Below are 20,274 nucleotides of genomic sequence, written 5' to 3'. Positions count from 1 at the left end.
ACTATGAACTGGCACCAGTGTAGCACCGAGCAAGCTCTGCAGGAGCTGCAGAGCAATCGCGATGGCCTGAGCAACAGCGAGGCGGCGACCAGGCTTTTGCGTGACGGTCCCAATCGGCTGCGCGGCAAGGGCAGGCGAACACGCCTTGCCATTCTTGCCGATCAGTTCAAGGATGTAATGATTCTGATACTGCTGGCGGCCGCCGTAATTTCCAGTCTGATCGGCGATCACAAGGACACGATTGTTATTCTGGTCATCGTCTTGTTGAATGCAGCGTTGGGCTTTGCACAGGAATTTCGTGCGGAATCTGCACTGGAGGCGCTGAAAAGGCTGGCGGCGCCGGCGGCGCGCGTATGGCGCGATCGGCAGCTGCAAATTGTTCCAGCGGACCAGGTGGTAGCGGGCGACGTCGTCGCCGTTGAAGCAGGCGACATGATACCTGCTGATTTGCGGCTGATTGAATCGCACTCGCTCTTGATGGAGGAGGCCGCTCTGACTGGCGAGTCGCAACCGGTGGAAAAGAGCATCGCCGTCATCAGCGGCGCGGCCCTTTCGCCAGGCGATCGTCTGAACATGGTCTTCAAGGGTTCGACGGTAGCTTATGGTCGCGGGCTGGGCCTGACGGTTGCCACTGGCATGAACACGGAGCTGGGCCGAATTGCGTTGCTGTTGCAAGAAAAGAGCGGCCCAACGCCGCTGCAGCAGCGCCTCGCTGATTTTGGCAAACGGCTCTCGCTTGCTGTCCTGGGAATTTGCGCGCTGCTTTTTGTAGTCGGTTTGATGCGCGGAGAGGCGCCGCTGCAGATGCTGCTGGTTTCTATTTCCCTGGCGGTCGCTGCCATTCCCGAGGCGCTGCCGGCAGTTGTTTCCATAGCGCTGGCGCTGGGCGCCCGCCGCCTTGCATCCAGACAAGCTTTGATCCGTAAACTGCCGGCAGTGGAAACGCTTGGTTCTGTCACCTACATCTGTTCCGACAAGACCGGTACTCTGACGCAGAATCGAATGACGGTTGTGGAAACGTATGCTGCGCAGGGCGATTGGCAGGGATTGCCATGTTCCAGCTGGCTGACCCTGGCGATGCTTCTGAATCAAGATGTTCGCCAGAGCGGCGACGAAGAGATAGGCGATCCTACAGAACTCGCCCTGTTGCGCTACGCCAGAGATCAACGATTGGAAAGCGCCGCAGAATTGCAGCGACATTTGCGCATCGACGAGCTGCCCTTTGATTCTGAACGCAAGCGGATGACCACCGTTCATCGCTACGGCGAGCGCTTCCTCTGCGTAACCAAGGGCGGCGTGGAATCCTTGCTCGCAGCATGTGCAGATGACGCGGGCGCTGCGCTGCTGCCTCTGGCGGAAGATATGGCAAATCGCGGAATGCGCGTGCTGGCCTTCGGCCTGCGTCTGCTGGACCAAGCGCCGGACGATGAGCAGCGCCTGCGACTGGAGAGCGAGCTCAGGCCGGTGGGCCTCGCGGGTATGATCGATCCGCCGCGCGATGAGGCCAGACAGGCAATTGCCGATTGTTTCACTGCTGGCATCACGCCGGTCATGATAACTGGCGACCATCCCCTGACCGCTTCCGCAATTGCTGTCAAACTCGGGATCATGCGCGATCCGGAGACAGAGCTGATCCATGGCCCGCAACTGGCGGCTTTGGATGAAACCAGTTTCGAACAGCTTGTGGAGCGTATTCGCGTTTATGCGCGAGTGGCGCCGGAACAGAAGCTACGCATTGTGCGGGCCCTGCAAAAGAAGGGTCACTATGTAGCCATGACGGGAGATGGCGTCAACGATGCGCCTGCCTTGCGTCGCGCAAATATCGGCGTCGCCATGGGGCGAACTGGAACTGACGTTTCCCGAGAAGCTGCGCATATGGTGTTGCTCGACGACAACTTCGCCACGATTTCCAGCGCCGTGCGCGAGGGTCGCCGAATCTTCGACAACATTCGAAAGTTCATCAAGTATACGATGACCAGCAACAGCGGCGAAATCTGGACCATTTTTCTGGCGCCAGTTCTGGGCTTGCCTATTCCGCTCCTACCGATTCATATTCTCTGGATCAATCTGGTAACGGACGGACTGCCAGGCCTTGCCTTTTCCAGCGAGCCGGCCGAGCCCGATGTGATGCGTCGCCCGCCGCGAAAACCGACGGAGAGCATTTTTGCTGACGGAATGGCCTGGCATATCCTGTGGGTCGGATTGCTGATGGGCGGCGTCTGCCTTGTGTTGCAGGCGTTGTCCATTTACTTCCACGTTGGACACTGGCGAACCATGGTTTTCACCGTGCTCTGTCTCTCACAGATGGGACATGCCCTGGCCATTCGCAGCGATACGCTGTCGCTGTTTCAAATGGGGCTCTCCACCAATCGTTTCTTGCTTGGCGCGATCAGCCTGACGCTCGCCCTGCAACTGGCGCTGATCTACTTTACACCTTTACATTTTGTGTTCAATACACAAAGTTTAAGTCCAACCGAACTAGCGCTTTGCCTTGCACTATCCAGCGTCGTTTTCTGGGGCGTCGAGGCAGAAAAGGCGCTGAAGCGGCGGCGCCGCCGGACGCCGCCTGTGGCATCGGGACAACAACGTCGCGACCTAAGAGCCGGTCCCAAAACCGGCTCTTAGCGAAAGGAAGTCGCGCCATTCGTAAAGCGAATGTGAGGAACGGTTGAAAAATTCGTGCGAATTCTCCAGGGAATTCGCCATTGCCGAAGGCAATGCAGCGAATTTTGAAAACCGTTCCGTTTGTCCCAAAACTCCACGGATGGAGTTTTGGGACGCGCTCTTATTTGATTGACGCGCGACATACAGGGGTCGAAGCTCCGGTATGCTCAAGCGGATTCTTGTCGCTCTGGATCCTTCCACGGAGGCGCACCACGCTCAGCAGCGCGCTCTTGCGCTGGCCGCGGAATTTAAGGCGGAAATCCTTGCCCTTGGCATTGTCGATGAACCGGGCATTACTGAGCCCGAACTTGTGCCGCCGGGCGCAGCCGAATTCCATCAGCAAAAAGTGCATACCCTCCTGCAGCGCGGCGAGGAAAGAGCGCAGCAGCTGATCAAGAACTTCAGCGATCAATGTCAGCAGGCTGGCGTACGCTGCACAGCTCACAAGCTGCACGGCAAGCCGGCGGAAGTCATAGAGGAAGAGGCATTTCGTTGCGACCTATTTGTATCGGCGCAGCATCCGCACTTGAAGCACATTACTCAGGATGAAGCCTGCGACACATTGCCCGCGGCGCTGCGAAAACTGGCTCGCCCGACGCTGATTGTTCCTTCCGTGCAGCACCCCGGGAACGGAGTCATGATTGCAACGGACGGCAGCCCTCAGGCTGCGCGCACCATTCAGCTCTTTGCCCTGTTAGGCTTGGCTAACGGCAGGCAGGCGACGGTCGTATCCATCCACGATGATCAGAGCCGCGCCAGCGCCCAATGCACAGCGGCGGCAGAATACCTGCGTTCTCATGGAGTAGCCGTAACGGAATCGCCCACTGCTTCCAGGGAGCCGCCGATGGACGTGCTTCTGGATCTGGCAAATGCCGCCAGGCCCGAAGCCGTGGTGATGGGCGCCTTTGGCGTGTCCGGCCTGCGCGAATTTTTCTTTGGTTCGGTTACCCAGAAGATGCTGGAAAAATGCCCATCGCCCATCTTTGTTTACCATTGATAGCGAAGGAATGACCGGCGACCGCGCGTAGCCCGGAGGCGAGCGAGCTTATGTCGCCCATCCAGAGCGCCTTTTTTTCAGGAAGCGCTTGCCCCTTGCATCTTCCCTGGGTCATCCTGAAAAAGTAGCGCGGCTTTTTCCGTCTCACATAAAGACGGCTTCGCATTTGTGCGTCGGCCGGCGCGGCGCATGACTATGGCAAAGCCGGGAAGTGAATCGATGCGAGCGTTGATGCGGCCCCAGGGGGCCCTTTCGCTGCTTTACCTTGCGCTGCAATACGCAATCTGGGCCGCCGCTGCCGCCTTGAGCTTCTGGCTCGACCACTGGCTGGCCTACATTCTCGCCTGCTGGATCATTGGCGGACGCATGGTGGCGCTGGCCGAAGTTCTTGGACACGACTCTGTGCATTACAACCTCTTTCGCAAACGGGAATGGAATCGCTGGCTGGAATTCCTGTGGTTTGCGCCAGTTTTTGAAAATTGGAACAGTTATCGTGAGGTGCACAACAATCATCACCGCGGCCTGCTTTCACCCATTGATCCGGCGTGGCAGGATTATCGCCGCTGGGGTTTGCACGAACGCTCGTGGAATCCCGTTTGGGTTTGGTTTATCCGACCGTGGCTTTTCTTTGATACGCTCTACCTGATTCAAGAAGTCATTCGCGGCCTCTTACAGGACAGCGCCTATCGCTGGCGAACACTGGGCTACTGGCTTATTGTGGGAATTGTCTGCTGGTCGATGGGCGCCCTGGACCTTCTCGTTTACTACTGGATTATTCCCGCTTTGTGGACCTATCCGGCGCTGATCTTTTATGGAGAGGTGGGCGAGCACTTCGGCGTGCGCCGCGGACAATCACGCATCACGCTCGGGTTACTGGAGTATTTATTCATCAGTCCACACAACGATCGCTACCATGCGATCCATCACCAGTACCCGCGGATTCCCTGTTATCGGCTGAGGCAGGCGGCGGCGCTGCTGGGCAATCCCAAGGATGCGGAGATCAGCAACGGTTTTCTTGACCTCTACAGGAAGGTTTCAGCCCAGGCGCGCCGGCAGTCCGCCGCGCCAATCGACCGACCGCCGCCATTGGGCGTTGCCGAGCCGGCAAACGGACGTTGAGTTTCAGGGCTCGGAAGTGTGGGAGCTACTGGAATCGAACCAGTGACCTCTTGCATGTCAAGCAAGCGCTCTAACCAGCTGAGCTAAGCCCCCGTTGCAGAATCTCGGTCATCTCTTTTGCCAGAGAACCATGGTCAATTCCCTTTTCAGCGACCAGCTAGCGCAGCTGAAGACCGCTGGCTTCAGCAAGCTGACTGAATGCCTCGGCCGCTGGCATCTTCAGGCAAAAATCCGCGGCCAGACTCAGCGCCGTTTTCTCGATATTGATTTCGGCAAGGAGTGCGCCGTGTTGTTTTGCAAACATGGCAAGCTGTAGGGGAATGGGCACGACGCCGCTGGTTCCGGCGACCAGAACCAGGCTCGCGCCAGCCAAAAATGAGTGAACGCGTTGCATCTGCCCGTCGTCGTAGCTTTCCCCGAACCAGAGCACATCCGGACGGCCGACCCCGCCACATGCGGGACAGCAGGGCGGAAGACTTGAAAGCGGCGCCAGCGGCAGTTCTGTCCGCTGACCGCAGACTGTGCAGCGCTGGCGCAGCAGACTGCCATGGATCTCTTCCGCCTTGCGACTGCCGGCGCGCAAGTGAAGACCGTCGACATTCTGCGTAATCAACAGGAAATCGATAGCTCCCTGCTCCATCGCCGCCAGAACACGGTGCGCCGCATTTGGTCTGGCGCCCATACACAGAGCGCGACGCCATTCATACCACTCCCAGATCAGCTGAGGATCGCGCGCAAATGCCTGTGGGGTCGCCAGATCTTCTGCGCGGTATTGCCGCCACAGCCCGCCGGCGCCCCGAAAGGTTGGTATGCCGCTTTCGCTGGAGACGCCGGCGCCGGTAATTACCGCCAGCGAGTCAGTCCGCTGCAAGGCTTCCGCTAACGCATGGATGGAATTCATCAGGCCCCGATCTTCAAGCGCAAGTGACAGCGGACGCAACCAGCGGACTGTAGATCAGGGTGCAGCTCGGTTGGCGCGGCGCTGACGGCGCCAGTAGAGGAGCAGCGCGATCAGCAATACGATCAAAAAAAGTGACAGCGCCGTGGATGTGTAGAATTGAATCCAGTTCACTGCCAGACGCCAGTTAGCGCCTAGCTGCCGGCCCAGCGATAGGAGCAGCGCATTCCAGACTACGACTCCGGTTCCAAAGCTGACCAAATAACTCAGCGGCGACATGCGCCCCAGACCGGCAACGATGCTCACAAAGTAGCGGATTCCGGCCAGAAAGCGAGAAACCACCACCAGCCAGGCTCCATAGCGCTGCAACGCTGTGCGCACACGCTCCATACGCCGGTCGGAGGATAGATCTTCGAGAAAGCGGTGCAACAAACGGGGACGGCCAATCCATTCATTGACGCGATGAGCCAGAGCGAGGACTGCGGGGCCGCTGCGGTACATGATCCAGCCCCCGGCGAGATTGCCTGCCAGGGCGCAAAGCAGACAGAGCGCCAGACTCGCTTCACCCCCGGCGCAAATGAACCCGGCAAAGATGATAATAGCATCGCCGGGGATCGGCGGAAAAACATTTTCTACCAACGAGGCCAGGAAGACCGCTACATAGACGCTCCAGGCCGGCGCGGACTGAACCCAGACAATAATCGATTCAAGATCCATTACACGTAACGCGGCTGAATGCGATCCAGCAGGCTGAGAATTCGGCTGAGACTGGCGGCCGGGTCGTACCGTTTCATTCGCGCCCTCTGTTGTGCAACGATGGACTCGCACAAATCCGGACGTTGCCAGAACTCGGCAATGATTGCAGCGGCGCGCTCCGGGCTTTCAGCGCCGAGGTCCACGCCAGCATCTTGCATCGTGTCGCTCACGGCGCTGCGCGGGCGGGTCCAGCAAAATACCGGCAAGTCGGCAGCCATTGCCTCCAGCAACGGAGCGCAAAACCCTTCATGCGAAGAGGCGCAAACGAAGGCGTCACACTCCGCATAGAGCGCTTCCAGCTCAGCGCGAGTCGTAAAGCCGCGCCATTCTATTCGGTCCTCAATACGCAACAGGCGAGCGCGATTGCGGAGCGCCGTAGCGTACAATTCCAGTCCGCGCGGGGTATCTCCGGCCAACACCAGTTGGGCGCCTGGCGCCAGGCGCGCCAGGTAGTACATCAGTTGCAGCAAGCGATCATGGCCTTTATGCGGGAGCAATCTCCCCGCAAACAGCAGCCGCAGGCTGCGACCTTGAAAGGGCGCACGTCTCCGGGCCGCTCCAGGCAAATCAGGAATTAAGAGATCAATGCGGTGCGTCGGCCCGATGCTCAAGGCCTCCAATTCGCGTGCGCTGAATTCCGACGCGGCCATCGCCAGCGCGGCTCGTCCGCTCAGCTGACGCAAATCCGATCGTGCGCGCTCCAGTTTGCCGGCCAGGGCAAGATTCCAATCGCGCAACGTTGCCGCCGGGCTCAGGTTTTGATAGTAAATAGCCAATGGCGCGCGCAACGCAAGCAACGCCGGCAGACAGTTCAATGCCATACTGTAGTGGATCAGTATACAATCGCCGCGCTGTCGACGATAGCGCTCGGGCTTTTGAGCCGGCGCCGGCGCCTGTGGATGAATCGCCTCGGCAAAGATTTTCGACTGCGAGAATTCGGCTGAGTAGCCCTGCGCTACGCCGCGATGAATTTCAGCCAGATGTTTGCTGACGGCATCATCCGGATTGATGCCCGACGCAAATTGAATGAGTCTTCCGCTCACAGTGGCAGCCGTCAACTGCGCCGGCAGAATACTGCACTGAGGCTTCCGGTACGAAAGCCCGCCGGAGCAGCGACGTGGCGCCGTTCCAGGCCGTGCAATTCCATGTAGGCGACTAAATTTGCCGGCGCCGGGCAAAGCCATTGGCTGCGCGGCACAAAGGGCGCGGCGCTTACCCCCTCATCAAAGAACAAAAGCAACGCGCCATCTCGCTTCAGGAGACGTCGCGCCTGCGCCGCCAGCAGCGGCAAATCGCGATAGTTTCCAGCGTCCAGGAGGGCGATGCAGGCAAAGCCTCCCTCCGGACCGGGTTGCAACTGCAAGGACTCCGCGTTCATCTCCTGAAAGTCTGCCGGGATTCCTTTGCTCAATCGCAGCCGCATCCCGGAGTTTCGCCCGGAGAGAATCAACCATGGCCCCTCCGGCGGATCGCCGAGAACTTCCAGAAATTGCAAGCAGGCCGCTTCGTGTTCCGGAAGCAGCGGCGCCTGCGCCGCGCCAGCGCGGTCCACAGTCGCGGATGACGCAGGGCCGCGCGCGGCGCGCGCCGCCAGATCGACCGCAGCCTCGATCTCTGTTCGTAGTGCGGCCTGAGATCGCTGCAAGGATAGCATTCCCTGCACCACTTTATGAAACGCCTGCGCCCGATTCTGCATCATTCGCTCGTGCAACCTTGCAAAGATGCTGTAGAGTTCCTGGGCCAGCGAGCGCAAAGGTCCGCGCAGGCGACGGTATTTGGCAGAGCCAAAATCCGGCGGCGGCACCGGTCGTTCAAAACTCTCGATTGCCGCTGCAGCGCTAAATACAAGTTCTGATGCTGTCGCAGCCGGCGCCAGTGTGAGCCGCGCTACGCGATCTACTTCGTCGGCGCTCAGTCCAACGCGACGCAGTCGTTCTTCCACCCGACGCTGAACCGCACTGGAATCTACGCCCGGTGCATATATGTGAAAGCCCTGGTCCACGCTGCCCGACCCGGTAGAAGACGCACTTTCACGTCTGGGGTCAATCATATTCGAGTCCAGGTCTGCGCACGGGCAGCCTCGTGTAAAAAGGCTGGCATGGTTCGCAGTTTGGGAAACCCTGGTCAAGATTTGGCGGCGGCGCCGTCGCCCGGTGGTAGATAAGAACATGGCAAAATCAGCGCTGATTACGGGCATCACCGGACAGGACGGTTCTTACCTGGCGGAGTTTCTGCTCAATAAAGGATACCGCGTTGTAGGCATGGTGCGCCGGGCATCGACGGAAACCTTTGAGCGAATCACGCACCTGCGAGACAGGATAGAGCTGCGCGAGGGCGATCTGCTGGACCAGCTCTCCCTGATCAGCCTGATCGAGTCGGTGCAGCCAGATGAAGTCTACAATCTTGCTGCGCAGTCTTTTGTTCCAACCTCCTGGACGAAGCCCCTGCTGACCGGCGAATTTACGGCACTGGGCGTGACGCGGATGCTGGAGGCAATTCGCTACGTAAATCGTAAGATTAAGTTCTATCAGGCTTCAAGTTCCGAAATGTTTGGCAAGGTGCTGGAAACTCCGCAGTCGGAAATCACGCCCTTTTATCCTCGGAGCCCGTACGGGGTGAGCAAGGTATACGGCCATTTTATCACGGTAAACTACCGGGAGAGTTTCGAGCTCTTTGCCGTTTCTGGAATTCTGTTTAACCACGAAAGCCCGCGGCGCGGAAAAGAATTCGTGACGCGAAAGGTAACCGACGGAGTGGCGCGCATCAAGCACGGTTTGGGCAAGGAACTGCGCATGGGCAACCTCGACGCCAAACGCGACTGGGGCTTCGCCGGCGATTACGTGGAAGCTATGTGGCTGATGCTGCAGCAAGCAACGCCCGACGACTATGTAATTTCCACAGGAGAAACACATACTGTTCGCGAACTGATTCAGATTGCCTTCGAACACGCAGGCCTGGACTGGGAAAAGCACGTCGTAATTGATCCGAAATTCTTCCGCCCGGCGGAGGTCGATCTTCTGATTGGCGATTGCAGCAAGGCGCGGACGAAGCTGGGCTGGAAGCCTCGCGTGGACTTTCCGGGCCTGGTCAAGATGATGGTCGACGCTGACCTTGAGCGCGTGGCCCGAGAGGTCGCGCGATCCTGAGCGGACGCGAGCCGGCCGGAACAGAGCTTGAACCGTGAGGATCACAAGTAAGGGGCGCTACGGCCTCAAGGCCATGCTGGAACTTGCCCGCCTGGGCGATGAACAGCGCCTGCTGAAGACGCGAGAAATTGCGGAGCGTCAGAGCATTCCGCTGAAGTATCTGGAACAGATCATCAATACCCTGAAACGTCAGGGGCTTGTGGCCAGCGTCCGCGGCAGCGAAGGCGGCTATCGTCTGGCGCGCCCTGCAGCGGAGACTACTGTATTTGAGATTCTGCAGGCGTTGGAAGGCGACTTGAGCATCGTCGACTATAGCGATCCTTCCTGGGGCCCTGACCAGGGCGTCTTCTGGACAGAACTCGAAACCCGTATCCGCAGCATTCTGATGATTCCCTTGAGCGAATTCGCGGCGGCCGGTCGAGCGGCAGAAGAGTCGCTGATGTTCTACATCTAAGCTGCAGGCGATCGCCAGAGCAGCAGCCAGTACAACCAGAAGGCAGGAATCTCGCGCGCTACCAGCGCCGGCAACTTCACGATCACCAGACTGGGCAGCGCATACTGCAGCTCCAGTCGTAATCCCAGGCGCAGGCCCTCCATCTCGATGCGCGGCAAATGATAGAACTGGCTGACTGCCACAATGCGCCGACATGAGTATTGACCGGCAAGCTGTCTTAAATTCGCCACGCTGGCCGAGGTACTCAGGCCAGATTCATCGGCCACCAGCCGATGTGCGGCAATACCGCGGTTTGTCGCATAATCAGCCATGGCCTGGACTTCGCTGCGCGGTCCCTCGGCAGGTCCTCCGGAAAGTATCAGGCGCGCTTCGGGATTGGCAAGGGCGTAGTTGCTTGCCGTTCGGATGCGATCCAGCAGCGCCGTGGACATGCGACCATCGGCGTAGGTGCGAGCGCCAAACACAATCAGGCAGTCAGCGTGCGGCGCCGCGCGCCGGCCCCAGGCCGCCGCCATACGTAGCAGCGGCAGCATACACAGCCAGAGACACAAATAGATCGCGACGCTTGCACGGAAGCTCCTCGAAATCCATCGCCGCGATTGCCATCGATTCCAGAGAAGGACGCTCATGCTCCATGAAGCAACCCCGGCCAGCAATGCAGTCCGGACCTTGTCCACAGGCGGCCAGGGAAGCAGCAGTCGCCACGCCGAAACGGCAGGCGGGAAGAGCGCCAAAAGGCCGCCCACGGCCCAGACCAGTCCAGAAACAACAAGGGCCGCAATGCCTGCGGCCCTGATCGAAGTCTTGAGGCGGCCAGCAGCCGGCGCCATCGAGATTCGCCTATTCGAAATCCGTATCCTTTTTCTTGCGACGGAAGCGGTCATACCACTTGCCTTCGCGCTTGCGCGATTCGTCGCGGGGGCCCTGCCCTTCGCCGCCGGCGGCGCGGGTCTTCCGGTCGCGCACGCGGCGCACCTTTTCTTTACGATCAACCAGCTCGAGTATGCTCATTTGCGAGCTGTCCGACTGCCGTTCCGGAAGATGAATGATGCGCGTATATCCGCCGGCCCGGTCCTTGAAGCGCGGGGCGATGTCTTCCAAAAGCTTTTTCAGAATGTCCTGATTGCGTACATGCTTTAGCAACTCGCGCTTGTGGTGCAGCAACTTATGCGCCTCTCCGCTCTGCACGCCGGCCTGGCGTGCGCGCGTGATTAGTTTTTCCGAATAGCTGCGCAGGGCTTTGGCGCGGGCCCGCGTGGTTATGATGCGCTCATGCTCAAAAAGGCTGGTAGCCATATTGCGCAGCATTGCGCCGCGGTGGGCGTGGCGACGGTTGAGCTTTGCCACTGCATTGCGTTTATTCATGATTTCCTACCAAATCCAATCCAGACGCGGCCATCAATCGCGTGTAGCGAAGAAATCGCGCATGCCAAACTCGAGGTTGATTTCCGCCAGCTTTTGACGAATCTCTTCCACGCACTGGATGGAGTAGTGACGCGACTTTTTGAGTTCCTCTTCAGTCCTCTTCACCAGGTCAGCGACATATTCGATTTCGAGACTTTTCAGGACGGAAAGGGAGCGAACGGAAAGATCCAGTTCTTCTACATGCTTCTCCAGGTTGCCGCGCAGCGTTTCCTCGATCTCGCTGGTCTCTTCCTCGACCTCCTCCGGCTCCTCTTCAAAATTGATGAATACCGTCAGATGCTCTTTCAATATTTTTGCGGCCTGCGCCAGAGCGTCTTCGGGGGCCAAGGATCCGTCGGTCCAGAGTTCGAGAGTAATCTTTTCGTAGTCGGTACGCTGACCAACGCGCGTCTCGGCCACCTGAAAGTTTACGCGGCGGACGGGAGAAAAGAGCGCATCGACAGGAATCGTACCGATCTCGTCGATATTCTTCTTGAGCACTTCGGCCGGAACATAGCCGCGGCCGCGCTCAAACTGCAGATCCATGATCAAATTGGCGTCTTCGTTGAGAGTGGCCAGATGCAGATCGGGGTTCAGAATCTGGATCTGGCTGTCCACAGCCAGATCCGCGGCGCGCAGCACGCCGGCACCCCGCTTTTCAATGTGAATGACCTTGGGCTCGTCGCGGTTTTCCGCATCGTAATGCGCCCGAACCTGTTTCAGGTTCAAAACCAGACGCACCACGTCTTCGACTACGCCTTCGATCGTTGAGAATTCGTGAGGCACGCCTTCGATCTTTACAGCGGTAATGGCGCTGCCCTCGATGGAAGACATCAGCGCGCGACGCAAGGCATTGGCCACAGTCATGCCAAAGCCGCGCTCAAAAGGTTCAGCAGTGAAGCGCCCGTATCCCGGCTGACTGGCGTCCTGGGCAAACTCTATCTGGCGGGGGCGTTTCAGTCCGCGGAGCAAATGTTTTGGTGACAACTGCGTACTCCTGTGACCGCGACCATGCGGCGATAATTGCTGATTGAAATCCGACCGTTAGACGCGACGGCGTTTGCGCGGCCGACAACCGTTGTGCGGCAGCGGCGTAATGTCCTTAATAGACCGAATATGGATGCCCTCATTGGCAATGGCCCGGATGGCCGACTCTCTGCCAATCCCCGGTCCTTTTACCAGCACCTCGACTTCGCGAACGCCGTGTTCGCGCGCCTTCTCCGCGGCATCGCGAGCTGCCATCTGCGCGGCGTAGGGAGTCGACTTGCGCGATCCCTTGAAGTTCATGTGGCCTGCGGAGGACCAGGAAACTATATTCCCGCTTGGATCCGCAATGCTGATGATCGTATTGTTAAATGAAGCCTGTATATGAACGCGGCCGCGAACGACGTTCTTCTTTTCCTTCTTGCGACCGCTCTGTTGCTGCTGCTGCGACATCTTCCCTGTGCTCCCGATCAGCCTTTACTTGGCGCCTTTTTCTTACCGGCGACGGTCTTACGCTTGCCCTTGCGCGTGCGCGAATTGGTTCGCGTGCGCTGACCGCGAGCTGGCAGACTGTTGCGATGCCTCAAGCCGCGATAGGAGCCGATCTCCATCAGCCGCTTGATGTTCAGCTGCGTTTCAGTCCGCAGATCGCCCTCTACACGATAGCGGGAATCAATGATCTTTTTGATTGCATTGACCTGCTGCTCGTCCAGATCGCGACAGCGTATTGTATGATCGACGCCAGCGTCTCCGAGGATCTTCCGCGAGGAAGTAGGGCCGATGCCAAAGATATAGGTCAGCCCAACAATGACTCGCTTCTCATTGGGCAGTTCAACGCCTGCAATACGCGCCATATTCTTACCGATCCTACCCTTGCCGCTGCTTGTGACGCGGATTGCTGCAAATGATACGCAAGACGCCGCGACGCCGGATGATCCGGCAATTGCTGCACATCGGTTTCACTGATACTCGAACTTTCATAGTGCGTTCAATCTGGCCGTATCGGCCTACTTCTTCCGGTATGTAATTCGCCCGCGCGTCAGGTCATAGGGAGAAAGCTCAACAACAACCTTGTCGCCAGGCAGAATGCGAATGTAGTGCATACGCATCTTTCCTGATATGTGCGCCAGCACCTTGTGGCCGTTATCCAGCTCCACCCGAAACATGGCATTGGGCAGCGGTTCCACCACTGTCCCTTCGACCTCTATCGCTTCTTCTTTCGCCACGATCGCAAAAACGCCCCTGAGGAGCAAATTTAACCATGAATGCCGGCCCCCTGGAAGCCGTCACCTGGATTCTATTCGACAGACTGAAATTTGAATCTCGACTCAGCCGCCAGCGGCCTTGAGAATCAAATTGATGCGCTCCGTTATCTGGTCCATTCCGCCCAGCCCATCAATCTCCCTGAGAATGCCGTGCTTACGATAGTATTCGATCAACGGCCGAGTTTGGTCATTGTAAGTCTTCAGGCGGCTCTTGATTACAGGTTCCGTATCGTCGGCGCGGCCCTCTTTGCGAGCTCTCTCCAGCAGTCGGCGCACCAGCTCGTCGTCAGGAACCGCCAGATTGAGCGCCAGGTCCAGCTTCTGGCCGGATTCGGCCAGCATTTTGCCGAGGGCGTCAGCCTGTTCAAGGGTCCGCGGAAAGCCGTCGAGAATGTAGCCTTTTTGAGCATCCTCTTCGGCCAGACGATCCTTAACGATGCCAATCACTACTTCGTCGGGCACGAGCTTTCCGGCGTTCATATACTCTTGCGCCTTCTTGCCCATTGCCGTGCCGCTCTTTACAGCAGCGCGAAGAATTTCGCCGGTGGATATCTGCGGGATACTGTAGCGATCGCAAATGAGCTGAGCCTGCGTGCCCTTGCCGGCGCCCGGCGGTCCCATAAACAATAGTTTCATGCTTCTAGCCCCCTGCCGCGAACCGGATGCGCCTCAGGCGCTGCGACCGCGGATCCGACCCTTTTTCATGAAGCCGCTATAATTGCGCATCAACAACTGTGATTCGATTTGCTTCAGGGTATCCAGGGCCACTCCCACGATAATCAGCAGTGACGTGCCGCCAAAGGTATAGGCCAGGCTGCTCACCGTAGTGTTGCTTTGCAGCTTCAACAAGTTCAACACGAAGAAGGGCGCCAGCGCCAGGCCGGCGAGGAAGAAAGCGCCCGGCAGGGTAATGCGATTGAGTACGAACTCAATGTAGTCCCTGGTGTGGCTGCCCGGACGAATTCCCGGAACAAAGCCGCCGTGCTTCTTCAGATTCTCTGCCAGGTCCTGCGGATTGATCTGAATAGCGGTATAGAAGTAGGCGAAAAAAATGATCAACGCCGTATAGATGAAGTAATACGGCAGCTGCTTGTACACCACGGGGTTCAGCGGGTTCATCCATTCCTGGATGACGCGCCAACCAATCCAGCTGGCATTCTCCTGACCCAGGTATTCGACAACGGTTTGCGGGAAAAGCAAGAGCGAGGAGGCGAAAATGATCGGCATCACATTAGCCGAATTCAATTTGAAGGGAATGCTCTGGCTGCGCGCTTGAACCATGCGGCGGCCCTGCATCTTCTTTCCGTACTGAAGAGGAACCTTCCGCACTGCAGTCGTTAAAACCACCGTGAATGCAATCAGCGCTATGAAAACGATAACCAGAATAATGACAGTGAAGGCATTCACTGCCCCGGTCGGATCGTTCATCATCTGAAAGATCATCGCCGGCAGCTGGGCGACGATACCAGCGAAGATAATCAGCGAAACGCCGTTGCCAATTCCGCGTTCCGTAATCTGCTCGCCCATCCACATCAAGAACATCGTCCCGACGGTGATGGTGATGATTCCCAGCGCAACGAAGTAGGCCGCCGGCATTTGCTGCGAGACCAGCGGTTCGCCCAGGCGGTTTGTAATCGACTCCGACGTCTTCAGAATGAAGTAGGCTTGAACGGCGCAAAGAACGATCGTCCCATATCGGGTGTACTGATTGATCTTCTTGCGCCCCTCTTCGCCTTCGCGTTGCAGTCGCGCCAGCGGCGGAATGACAACCGTGAGCAAGTTGATAATAATCGAGGACGAAATATAGGGCATGATGCCCAGACTGAACACCGACAACTTAAACAAAGCGCCGCCGGCAAAAACGTTGACCACATTCAGGAGCGACTGCCCCGGCGGGCGAGCGTTTGCAAGGGCATAGGGATTGACGCCCGGAATGGTTATGAAGGTTCCCAGACGATAGAGGACCAGCAGGCCTATAGTAAATAGAACCTTGTTTCGCAGGTCCGGAATTCTAAAAATGTTGATCAGCGCGCTCATCAAGTTCCTCTGAAGAGAGGCGCGTCCCCCGAGCGACGCACCCGGCTAAAAGTCAGCTGGCTGCTGCTGCCTTCTTTTTTGCAGCGCGCTGTTCAGCGCCCAGCTCACGTTCCGTGCAGGCGCCGCCTGCCGCTTCGATCTTCTTTCTTGCAGATTCGGAAAATGCGTCCGCAGTCAACTTCAGCGCTTTCTTAATTTCTCCAGTTCCGAGTATCTTAATGCGATGCAAAGGATCTCGAATCAGGCCCGCAGCGAAGAGTTCCTGCGGCCCGACTGTGCCGCTAACTGTGGACTTCTCCAGACGATAGAGATTCACTTCCTGGACAATGTCCACGAAAGGCCGCCGGAAGCCGCGTTTGGGCAAGCGCATGCGAATGGGCATCTGGCCGCCTTCAAAGCCTCGCTTGCGCGAGTAACCGCTGCGCGCCTTCTGACCTTTATGACCGCGGCCGCTGGTCTTGCCGGAGCCAGAGCTGTGGCCCCGACCAATGCGCCGTTTCTTTTTACGGCTGCCGGGGACCAGACTGACCTGGCTGGCGGCTGACTTCCGCGCGGGTTTGGCCTTTTTCTTGGCCGGCAGCAAGGATGCGTAGTTCAGGATTTCTTTTTTTGCCATCTCAGGCCTTCTCGACTTTGATCAAGTAGCCAACTTGCAGCAACATTCCCTTGATAGCAGGGGTCGTCTTATGCTTGCGGCTGGCTCCAGTATAACGCAAACCCAGGGCTCGCAGGGTGCGACGGTGCGACGGATGCCGCCCGATGGAGCTTTTCAACAGCGTCACTTTTACTTCTTCGCTCATCCTTCGACTCCGGGCGTCAGAACTTAAAGATCCTGACCAAACAGTTGACGCAAACTGATGCGACGCTTGCCCGCGCTAACAATTGGCGTCTCCAGTTGCTGCAGCGCGTCCATCGTGGCGCGCACCACATTGATTGTGTTTTTCGATCCGACGACCTTACTCAAAATATCATGAACGCCGGCCTGCTCGACGACCGAACGCACTGCTTCGCCGGCGATAATCCCCGTTCCCGGGCTTGCCGGTCGCAGCATAACACGCGTCGCTTTGAAGGCGCCATGCACCTCATGCGGCAGCGTGCGCTTGCGGGTCAGACTCACTTTGCGCATATTGTGACGAGCTTGCTCGATGGCCTTGCGAATGGCATCGGGTACTTCATTGGCCTTTCCCAATCCAATTCCCACCTGACCGGCGCCGTCGCCGACAACGGCCAGTGCGTTGAAGGAAAAGCGGCGGCCGCCTTTGACCACCTTGGAAACACGGTTGATGCGAACTACTTTCTCAACCAGTTCGCGTTCGCTTTCGATACCCGCTTGCATCATAACTTTAGAACTCCAGTCCCTTTTCACGAGCGGCATCGGCAAGAGCCGCCACGCGACCGTGGTATATCAAACCCCGACGATCGAGCACGACTTGCTTGATGCCCTTGGCAAGCGCTCGCTCGGCAATGACTGCGCCCAACGCCGCCGCACACTCTTTGTTCTTCCCGCGTTTGCTGAATCCCTTTTCGGCCGTGCTGGCGGCGGCAAGGGTTTTGCCTGCCAGGTCGTCCACGACCTGGCAATGGATGTACTTGTTCGAACGATTCACGACGAGCCGAGCGCGAGGCGTCTTGGGCTTGATCGCATGGCGCACCCGTTCCACTCGACGCGACTTGCGATTGCGCTTTTGTTCCAGACGATTCATTTCATTCTCCGCGAGTCAGACTCGCCCTACTTCTTACCCGCTTTTCCGGCCTTCCCGGCCTTGCGACGAATGGTTTCATCCGCGTATTTGACCCCTTTGCCCTTGTAGGGCTCCGGCGGACGCAAGGCCCGGATTTCTGAGGCGACCTGCCCCAGCTTTTGCTTATCAATGCTTTTCAGATCAATTTTGGTCTGGTCCGTGACCGTCGCTGCAACCGCAGCAGGCAATGCGTAGCGGACTTCGTGCGAATAGCCAAGTGAAAAGACCAGTTCCTTTCCCTTGAGCTGCGCGCGATAGCCTACTCCGATCAGCTCCAGTCGCTTCTCCCAGCCTTTGCTGACGCCCAGTACCGTATTTTGCAGCAGAGCCCGCGCCGTGCCATGCAGAGCGCGCAGCTCTCGTTCGTCATTTGCACGACGCAACTCAAGTGCGCCATCCTTCTGCTCCAGGCTGATGCCTGCAGGCAGCGGCGACTGAAGCTCGCCCAGCGGACCTTTCACCGCAATTGCGCCATCCCTTAAGGAGACAGTGACGCCCGCCGGCATGTTGATCAGGGCTTTCCCTACCCGAGACATAGAATCACTCCCTTTCCCGCTTACCAAACCCGGCAGAGAACTTCGCCGCCGATATTCAATTTACGCGCTTTGCGCCCCGTCATTACACCCTGAGAGGTGGAGATGATCGAAATGCCCAGATTATTGCGCACAGGCCGCAGCTTTTCAGCGGCAGTGTAGAAACGTCGTCCAGGTCTGGAGACGCGTTCAATCTGCCGGATTACCGGGCGCTTATCGGCATACTTCAGCTTGACCTCGATATCGGTCTTGTTGCTGGCCTTGCGCAGCTGGTATTCGTCGATAAAGCCTTCCTTCTTCAGGATATCCAGGATCGCGACCTTCAGCCGCGAACCGGGAAAGCTTACCGAGGGATGACCGGCGCGACTGGCGTTCCGGATTCTGGTGAGCATATCTGCAATTGGATCTGCGAGACTCATTCTTCGCCTCTTACCATGAGGATTTCAACACGCCGGGAACCTGGCCAAAACCGGCAAGTTTTCGGAAACAGATGCGGCACATATCGAAACGGCGCAGGTATGCCCTGGGCCGACCGCAGAGCGGGCAGCGATTGTAGGCCCGCACCTTAAACTTCGGCTTCCGCTTGTGCCGCTCAACGACTGATTTCTTTGCCATACTGCGCCTGGTTCCTCAAATTACTTTCTGCATACCTACTTCTTCTTGAACGGCATTCCGAGGCGGGTCATCAGCGAACGCGCTTCCGCATCGGTCTTTGCCGTGGTAGTAAAAGTCAGGTTCAAACCATGATAACTATCGACTTTATCCACATCGATCTCTGGAAAGATAATTTGCTCCTTGATCGACATGTTGTAGTTTCCGCGGCCATCAAAGCCGTCGGGGTTGATGCCCTTGAAGTCGCGCACACGAGGCAGCGCTACGAACACCAACCGCTCCAGGAATTCATACATGCGCTTACCACGCAGCGTAACTTTAGCGCCGATTGCCGAACCCTCGCGAAGCTTGAATCCAGCTATAGACTTCTTGGCCCGCGTCTTCACCGGGCGCTGCCCGGTGATCAGGGCCATTTCTTCGATGGCCGTCTCATAACCCTTCGGATTGGCCGGAGCATCGCCCATGCCAATGTTGAGCGTAATCTTCTCCAAGCGCGGCACCTGCATCACTGAGCCGTACTCAAACTCTTTGAACAACTCGGGGGCCACTGCCTCGCGATACTTTTTATAGAGAACGCTCATTACTTCTCAGCCTTTTCCTTAATCTCACGCGTCTCTTTTTTGCTGCGAACGACGCGTTTGCGCTCGCCCGCTTCACGAAGATAGCCAACACGCTTCCCGCTTTTTGTCTTCGCATCGTAGAACATTACATTGGAGATCGGGATGCCAAACTCCATTTCCAGAACGCCGCCTTTAGGATTTTCCTGCGTGGGACGCTGAAAGCGCTTCACCTTGTTCAGGCCTTCGACGACCACGCGGTCGCGCTTCTTATCTACGAAGCGAACGGCGCCGCGCTTCCCCTTTTCTCGACCGCTGATTACGATCACTTCGTCGCCAGCCTTGAGCCGCACTTTACGGCGCTTTTTGGCTTCCATTTCTCTGCTGTCTAGTGCCATGTCCGTTCCCGCCCTGCGTCCCTAGAGTACTTCCGGCGCCAGCGATACGATCTTCATAAACTTCTTATCGCGCAATTCACGGGCTACGGGCCCAAAGATGCGCGTGCCTCGCGGATTCAGCTTTTCGTCAATAATAGCACAGGCGTTGTCGTCGAAGCGAATGTAGGAACCATCCGTTCGCCGAATTTCTTTGCGCGTCCGCACAACCACCGCCTTTTGCACGGCCTTGTTGTGCACCTTCTTGCCGGTTCCGTCCTTGAGGCCGTAAGCCGGGATCGCGTCCTTGATCGCGACGACGATGATATCGCCAACAGTTGCATAGCGACGCCGCGTTCCGCCAAGAACCTTAATACACTGCACGCGGCGCGCGCCGGTGTTGTCCGCTACGTCCAGAAAGGTTTCAACCTGAATCATGCCTCGGCCTCCGCCTTTTCGATGATCTTCAGCAGGCGATGACGCTTGTCAGCGGACAGCGGACGCGTCTCAATTGCCTGCACGAGGTCTCCGGACTTGCATTCATTCTTCTCGTCGTGGATTTTTACCCGACGCGAACGACGCATAGGCTTGGACAGATAGGGGTGCGTGCGCACCGTTTCGACCAAGATCACGCGCGTCTTGTCCATCTTATCCGAGACCACCCGCCCCTGGACGATGTTTTCTCGCTTCTGCTTTGCTTCCGACATCTTACTCTGGTCTCGCTCTTAATTG

At 57.7% G+C, this 20,274-nt stretch carries 30 protein-coding genes and 1 tRNA gene; 5 read left to right on the top strand and 26 right to left on the bottom strand.

The annotated features are described in order from the left end of the window. The first annotated feature begins 3 nt into the window (after positions 1 to 3). The 3 genes from K1X75_00545 to K1X75_00535 all read left to right on the top strand — a co-directional run bounded on the left by K1X75_00545 (position 4) and on the right by K1X75_00535 (position 4,780). Entirely contained in the window at positions 4 to 2,625 is a 2,622-nt protein-coding gene (locus tag K1X75_00545) for a cation-translocating P-type ATPase (protein MBX7056519.1), read from the top strand. 202 nt (positions 2,626 to 2,827) lie between these two features. Further along, on the top strand, positions 2,828 to 3,661 hold the full coding sequence (locus K1X75_00540) for a universal stress protein (protein ID MBX7056518.1): 834 nt from the start codon (positions 2,828 to 2,830) through the stop codon (positions 3,659 to 3,661). A gap of 195 nt (positions 3,662 to 3,856) precedes the next feature. Beyond that, complete coding sequence (locus tag K1X75_00535) at positions 3,857 to 4,780, top strand: fatty acid desaturase (protein MBX7056517.1); 924 nt, start codon at positions 3,857 to 3,859, stop codon at positions 4,778 to 4,780. A 19-nt stretch (positions 4,781 to 4,799) separates the two neighbouring features. On the opposite strand, the gene K1X75_00530 is transcribed toward K1X75_00535, so the two are convergent. The 5 genes from K1X75_00530 to K1X75_00510 all read right to left on the bottom strand — a co-directional run bounded on the left by K1X75_00530 (position 4,800) and on the right by K1X75_00510 (position 8,484). Beyond that, positions 4,800 to 4,873, bottom strand: a tRNA-Val gene (locus K1X75_00530). A gap of 64 nt (positions 4,874 to 4,937) precedes the next feature. Further along, positions 4,938 to 5,681, bottom strand: coding sequence for an NAD-dependent deacylase (locus tag K1X75_00525; protein ID MBX7056516.1), 744 nt, complete (start codon positions 5,679 to 5,681; stop codon positions 4,938 to 4,940). A 54-nt stretch (positions 5,682 to 5,735) separates the two neighbouring features. Further along, positions 5,736 to 6,395: a DedA family protein gene (locus K1X75_00520; GenBank protein ID MBX7056515.1), complete on the bottom strand. Its 660-nt coding sequence runs from the start codon at positions 6,393 to 6,395 to the stop codon at positions 5,736 to 5,738. Continuing rightward, entirely contained in the window at positions 6,395 to 7,477 is a 1,083-nt protein-coding gene (locus tag K1X75_00515; GenBank protein ID MBX7056514.1) for a glycosyltransferase family 4 protein, read from the bottom strand. The genes K1X75_00520 and K1X75_00515 overlap by 1 nt, the downstream gene beginning before the upstream one ends. An 11-nt stretch (positions 7,478 to 7,488) precedes the next feature. Then, positions 7,489 to 8,484: a hypothetical protein gene (locus K1X75_00510; protein MBX7056513.1), complete on the bottom strand. Its 996-nt coding sequence runs from the start codon at positions 8,482 to 8,484 to the stop codon at positions 7,489 to 7,491. Positions 8,485 to 8,602: 118 nt separating this feature from the next. Between K1X75_00510 and gmd the strand changes: the two genes are divergently transcribed. Continuing rightward, on the top strand, positions 8,603 to 9,580 hold the full coding sequence (gene gmd, locus K1X75_00505; GenBank protein ID MBX7056512.1) for a GDP-mannose 4,6-dehydratase: 978 nt from the start codon (positions 8,603 to 8,605) through the stop codon (positions 9,578 to 9,580). 34 nt (positions 9,581 to 9,614) lie between these two features. Then, a complete protein-coding gene (locus K1X75_00500; GenBank protein MBX7056511.1) occupies positions 9,615 to 10,034 on the top strand; it encodes an Rrf2 family transcriptional regulator in 420 nt (139 codons plus the stop codon). On the opposite strand, the gene K1X75_00495 is transcribed toward K1X75_00500, so the two are convergent. The 21 genes from K1X75_00495 to rpsQ form a co-directional block, all read right to left on the bottom strand. Then, positions 10,031 to 10,549, bottom strand: coding sequence for a YdcF family protein (locus K1X75_00495; GenBank protein MBX7056510.1), 519 nt, complete (start codon positions 10,547 to 10,549; stop codon positions 10,031 to 10,033). The genes K1X75_00500 and K1X75_00495 overlap by 4 nt on opposite strands. Then, the gene (locus K1X75_00490; protein MBX7056509.1) at positions 10,509 to 10,670 is read right to left on the bottom strand and encodes a hypothetical protein; all 162 of its coding nucleotides are present in this window, start codon (positions 10,668 to 10,670) and stop codon (positions 10,509 to 10,511) included. The genes K1X75_00495 and K1X75_00490 overlap by 41 nt, the downstream gene beginning before the upstream one ends. Before the next feature lie 204 nt (positions 10,671 to 10,874). After that, positions 10,875 to 11,399, bottom strand: coding sequence for a 50S ribosomal protein L17 (gene rplQ / locus K1X75_00485; protein ID MBX7056508.1), 525 nt, complete (start codon positions 11,397 to 11,399; stop codon positions 10,875 to 10,877). A gap of 33 nt (positions 11,400 to 11,432) precedes the next feature. Beyond that, the gene (locus K1X75_00480) at positions 11,433 to 12,425 is read right to left on the bottom strand and encodes a DNA-directed RNA polymerase subunit alpha (protein ID MBX7056507.1); all 993 of its coding nucleotides are present in this window, start codon (positions 12,423 to 12,425) and stop codon (positions 11,433 to 11,435) included. A 57-nt stretch (positions 12,426 to 12,482) separates the two neighbouring features. Next, on the bottom strand, positions 12,483 to 12,875 hold the full coding sequence (gene rpsK / locus K1X75_00475) for a 30S ribosomal protein S11 (GenBank protein ID MBX7056506.1): 393 nt from the start codon (positions 12,873 to 12,875) through the stop codon (positions 12,483 to 12,485). 17 nt (positions 12,876 to 12,892) lie between these two features. After that, positions 12,893 to 13,276 carry a 30S ribosomal protein S13 gene (gene rpsM / locus K1X75_00470; protein MBX7056505.1) on the bottom strand — a complete coding sequence of 128 codons (384 nt, stop codon included), beginning with the start codon at positions 13,274 to 13,276 and terminating at the stop codon, positions 12,893 to 12,895. A gap of 13 nt (positions 13,277 to 13,289) precedes the next feature. Further along, positions 13,290 to 13,403, bottom strand: a complete 114-nt coding sequence (gene rpmJ, locus K1X75_00465; GenBank protein MBX7056504.1) for a 50S ribosomal protein L36 — start codon at positions 13,401 to 13,403, stop codon at positions 13,290 to 13,292. A gap of 26 nt (positions 13,404 to 13,429) precedes the next feature. Continuing rightward, positions 13,430 to 13,648, bottom strand: a complete 219-nt coding sequence (infA, locus tag K1X75_00460) for a translation initiation factor IF-1 (GenBank protein ID MBX7056503.1) — start codon at positions 13,646 to 13,648, stop codon at positions 13,430 to 13,432. A gap of 102 nt (positions 13,649 to 13,750) precedes the next feature. Next, a complete protein-coding gene (locus tag K1X75_00455) occupies positions 13,751 to 14,323 on the bottom strand; it encodes an adenylate kinase (GenBank protein ID MBX7056502.1) in 573 nt (190 codons plus the stop codon). Positions 14,324 to 14,356: 33 nt separating this feature from the next. Further along, on the bottom strand, positions 14,357 to 15,727 hold the full coding sequence (gene secY / locus K1X75_00450; protein ID MBX7056501.1) for a preprotein translocase subunit SecY: 1,371 nt from the start codon (positions 15,725 to 15,727) through the stop codon (positions 14,357 to 14,359). A gap of 49 nt (positions 15,728 to 15,776) precedes the next feature. Then, the gene (gene rplO / locus K1X75_00445) at positions 15,777 to 16,340 is read right to left on the bottom strand and encodes a 50S ribosomal protein L15 (GenBank protein ID MBX7056500.1); all 564 of its coding nucleotides are present in this window, start codon (positions 16,338 to 16,340) and stop codon (positions 15,777 to 15,779) included. Between the two features lies 1 nt (position 16,341). Next, a complete protein-coding gene (gene rpmD, locus K1X75_00440) occupies positions 16,342 to 16,524 on the bottom strand; it encodes a 50S ribosomal protein L30 (protein ID MBX7056499.1) in 183 nt (60 codons plus the stop codon). Between the two features lie 23 nt (positions 16,525 to 16,547). Then, positions 16,548 to 17,063: a 30S ribosomal protein S5 gene (rpsE, locus tag K1X75_00435; GenBank protein ID MBX7056498.1), complete on the bottom strand. Its 516-nt coding sequence runs from the start codon at positions 17,061 to 17,063 to the stop codon at positions 16,548 to 16,550. 4 nt (positions 17,064 to 17,067) lie between these two features. After that, positions 17,068 to 17,427, bottom strand: coding sequence for a 50S ribosomal protein L18 (gene rplR, locus K1X75_00430; protein MBX7056497.1), 360 nt, complete (start codon positions 17,425 to 17,427; stop codon positions 17,068 to 17,070). Between the two features lie 26 nt (positions 17,428 to 17,453). Continuing rightward, on the bottom strand, positions 17,454 to 18,002 hold the full coding sequence (gene rplF, locus K1X75_00425) for a 50S ribosomal protein L6 (GenBank protein ID MBX7056496.1): 549 nt from the start codon (positions 18,000 to 18,002) through the stop codon (positions 17,454 to 17,456). A gap of 20 nt (positions 18,003 to 18,022) precedes the next feature. Beyond that, the gene (gene rpsH, locus K1X75_00420; protein ID MBX7056495.1) at positions 18,023 to 18,418 is read right to left on the bottom strand and encodes a 30S ribosomal protein S8; all 396 of its coding nucleotides are present in this window, start codon (positions 18,416 to 18,418) and stop codon (positions 18,023 to 18,025) included. 10 nt (positions 18,419 to 18,428) lie between these two features. Next, the gene (locus K1X75_00415; GenBank protein ID MBX7056494.1) at positions 18,429 to 18,614 is read right to left on the bottom strand and encodes a type Z 30S ribosomal protein S14; all 186 of its coding nucleotides are present in this window, start codon (positions 18,612 to 18,614) and stop codon (positions 18,429 to 18,431) included. Between the two features lie 35 nt (positions 18,615 to 18,649). Then, a complete protein-coding gene (rplE, locus tag K1X75_00410; GenBank protein ID MBX7056493.1) occupies positions 18,650 to 19,192 on the bottom strand; it encodes a 50S ribosomal protein L5 in 543 nt (180 codons plus the stop codon). After that, positions 19,192 to 19,566, bottom strand: coding sequence for a 50S ribosomal protein L24 (gene rplX / locus K1X75_00405; GenBank protein MBX7056492.1), 375 nt, complete (start codon positions 19,564 to 19,566; stop codon positions 19,192 to 19,194). The genes rplE and rplX overlap by 1 nt, the downstream gene beginning before the upstream one ends. A gap of 21 nt (positions 19,567 to 19,587) precedes the next feature. After that, complete coding sequence (gene rplN / locus K1X75_00400) at positions 19,588 to 19,980, bottom strand: 50S ribosomal protein L14 (protein MBX7056491.1); 393 nt, start codon at positions 19,978 to 19,980, stop codon at positions 19,588 to 19,590. Beyond that, complete coding sequence (gene rpsQ / locus K1X75_00395) at positions 19,977 to 20,249, bottom strand: 30S ribosomal protein S17 (GenBank protein ID MBX7056490.1); 273 nt, start codon at positions 20,247 to 20,249, stop codon at positions 19,977 to 19,979. Before rpsQ ends, rplN begins: the two co-directional genes overlap by 4 nt. Between the last annotated feature and the right edge of the window lie 25 nt (positions 20,250 to 20,274).

It is taken from the genome of Leptospirales bacterium, from assembly GCA_019694655.1.
Taxonomy (GTDB): Bacteria; Spirochaetota; Leptospiria; order Leptospirales; family Leptonemataceae; genus SSF53.
This window is presented reverse-complemented; position numbering and strand designations above follow the sequence as displayed.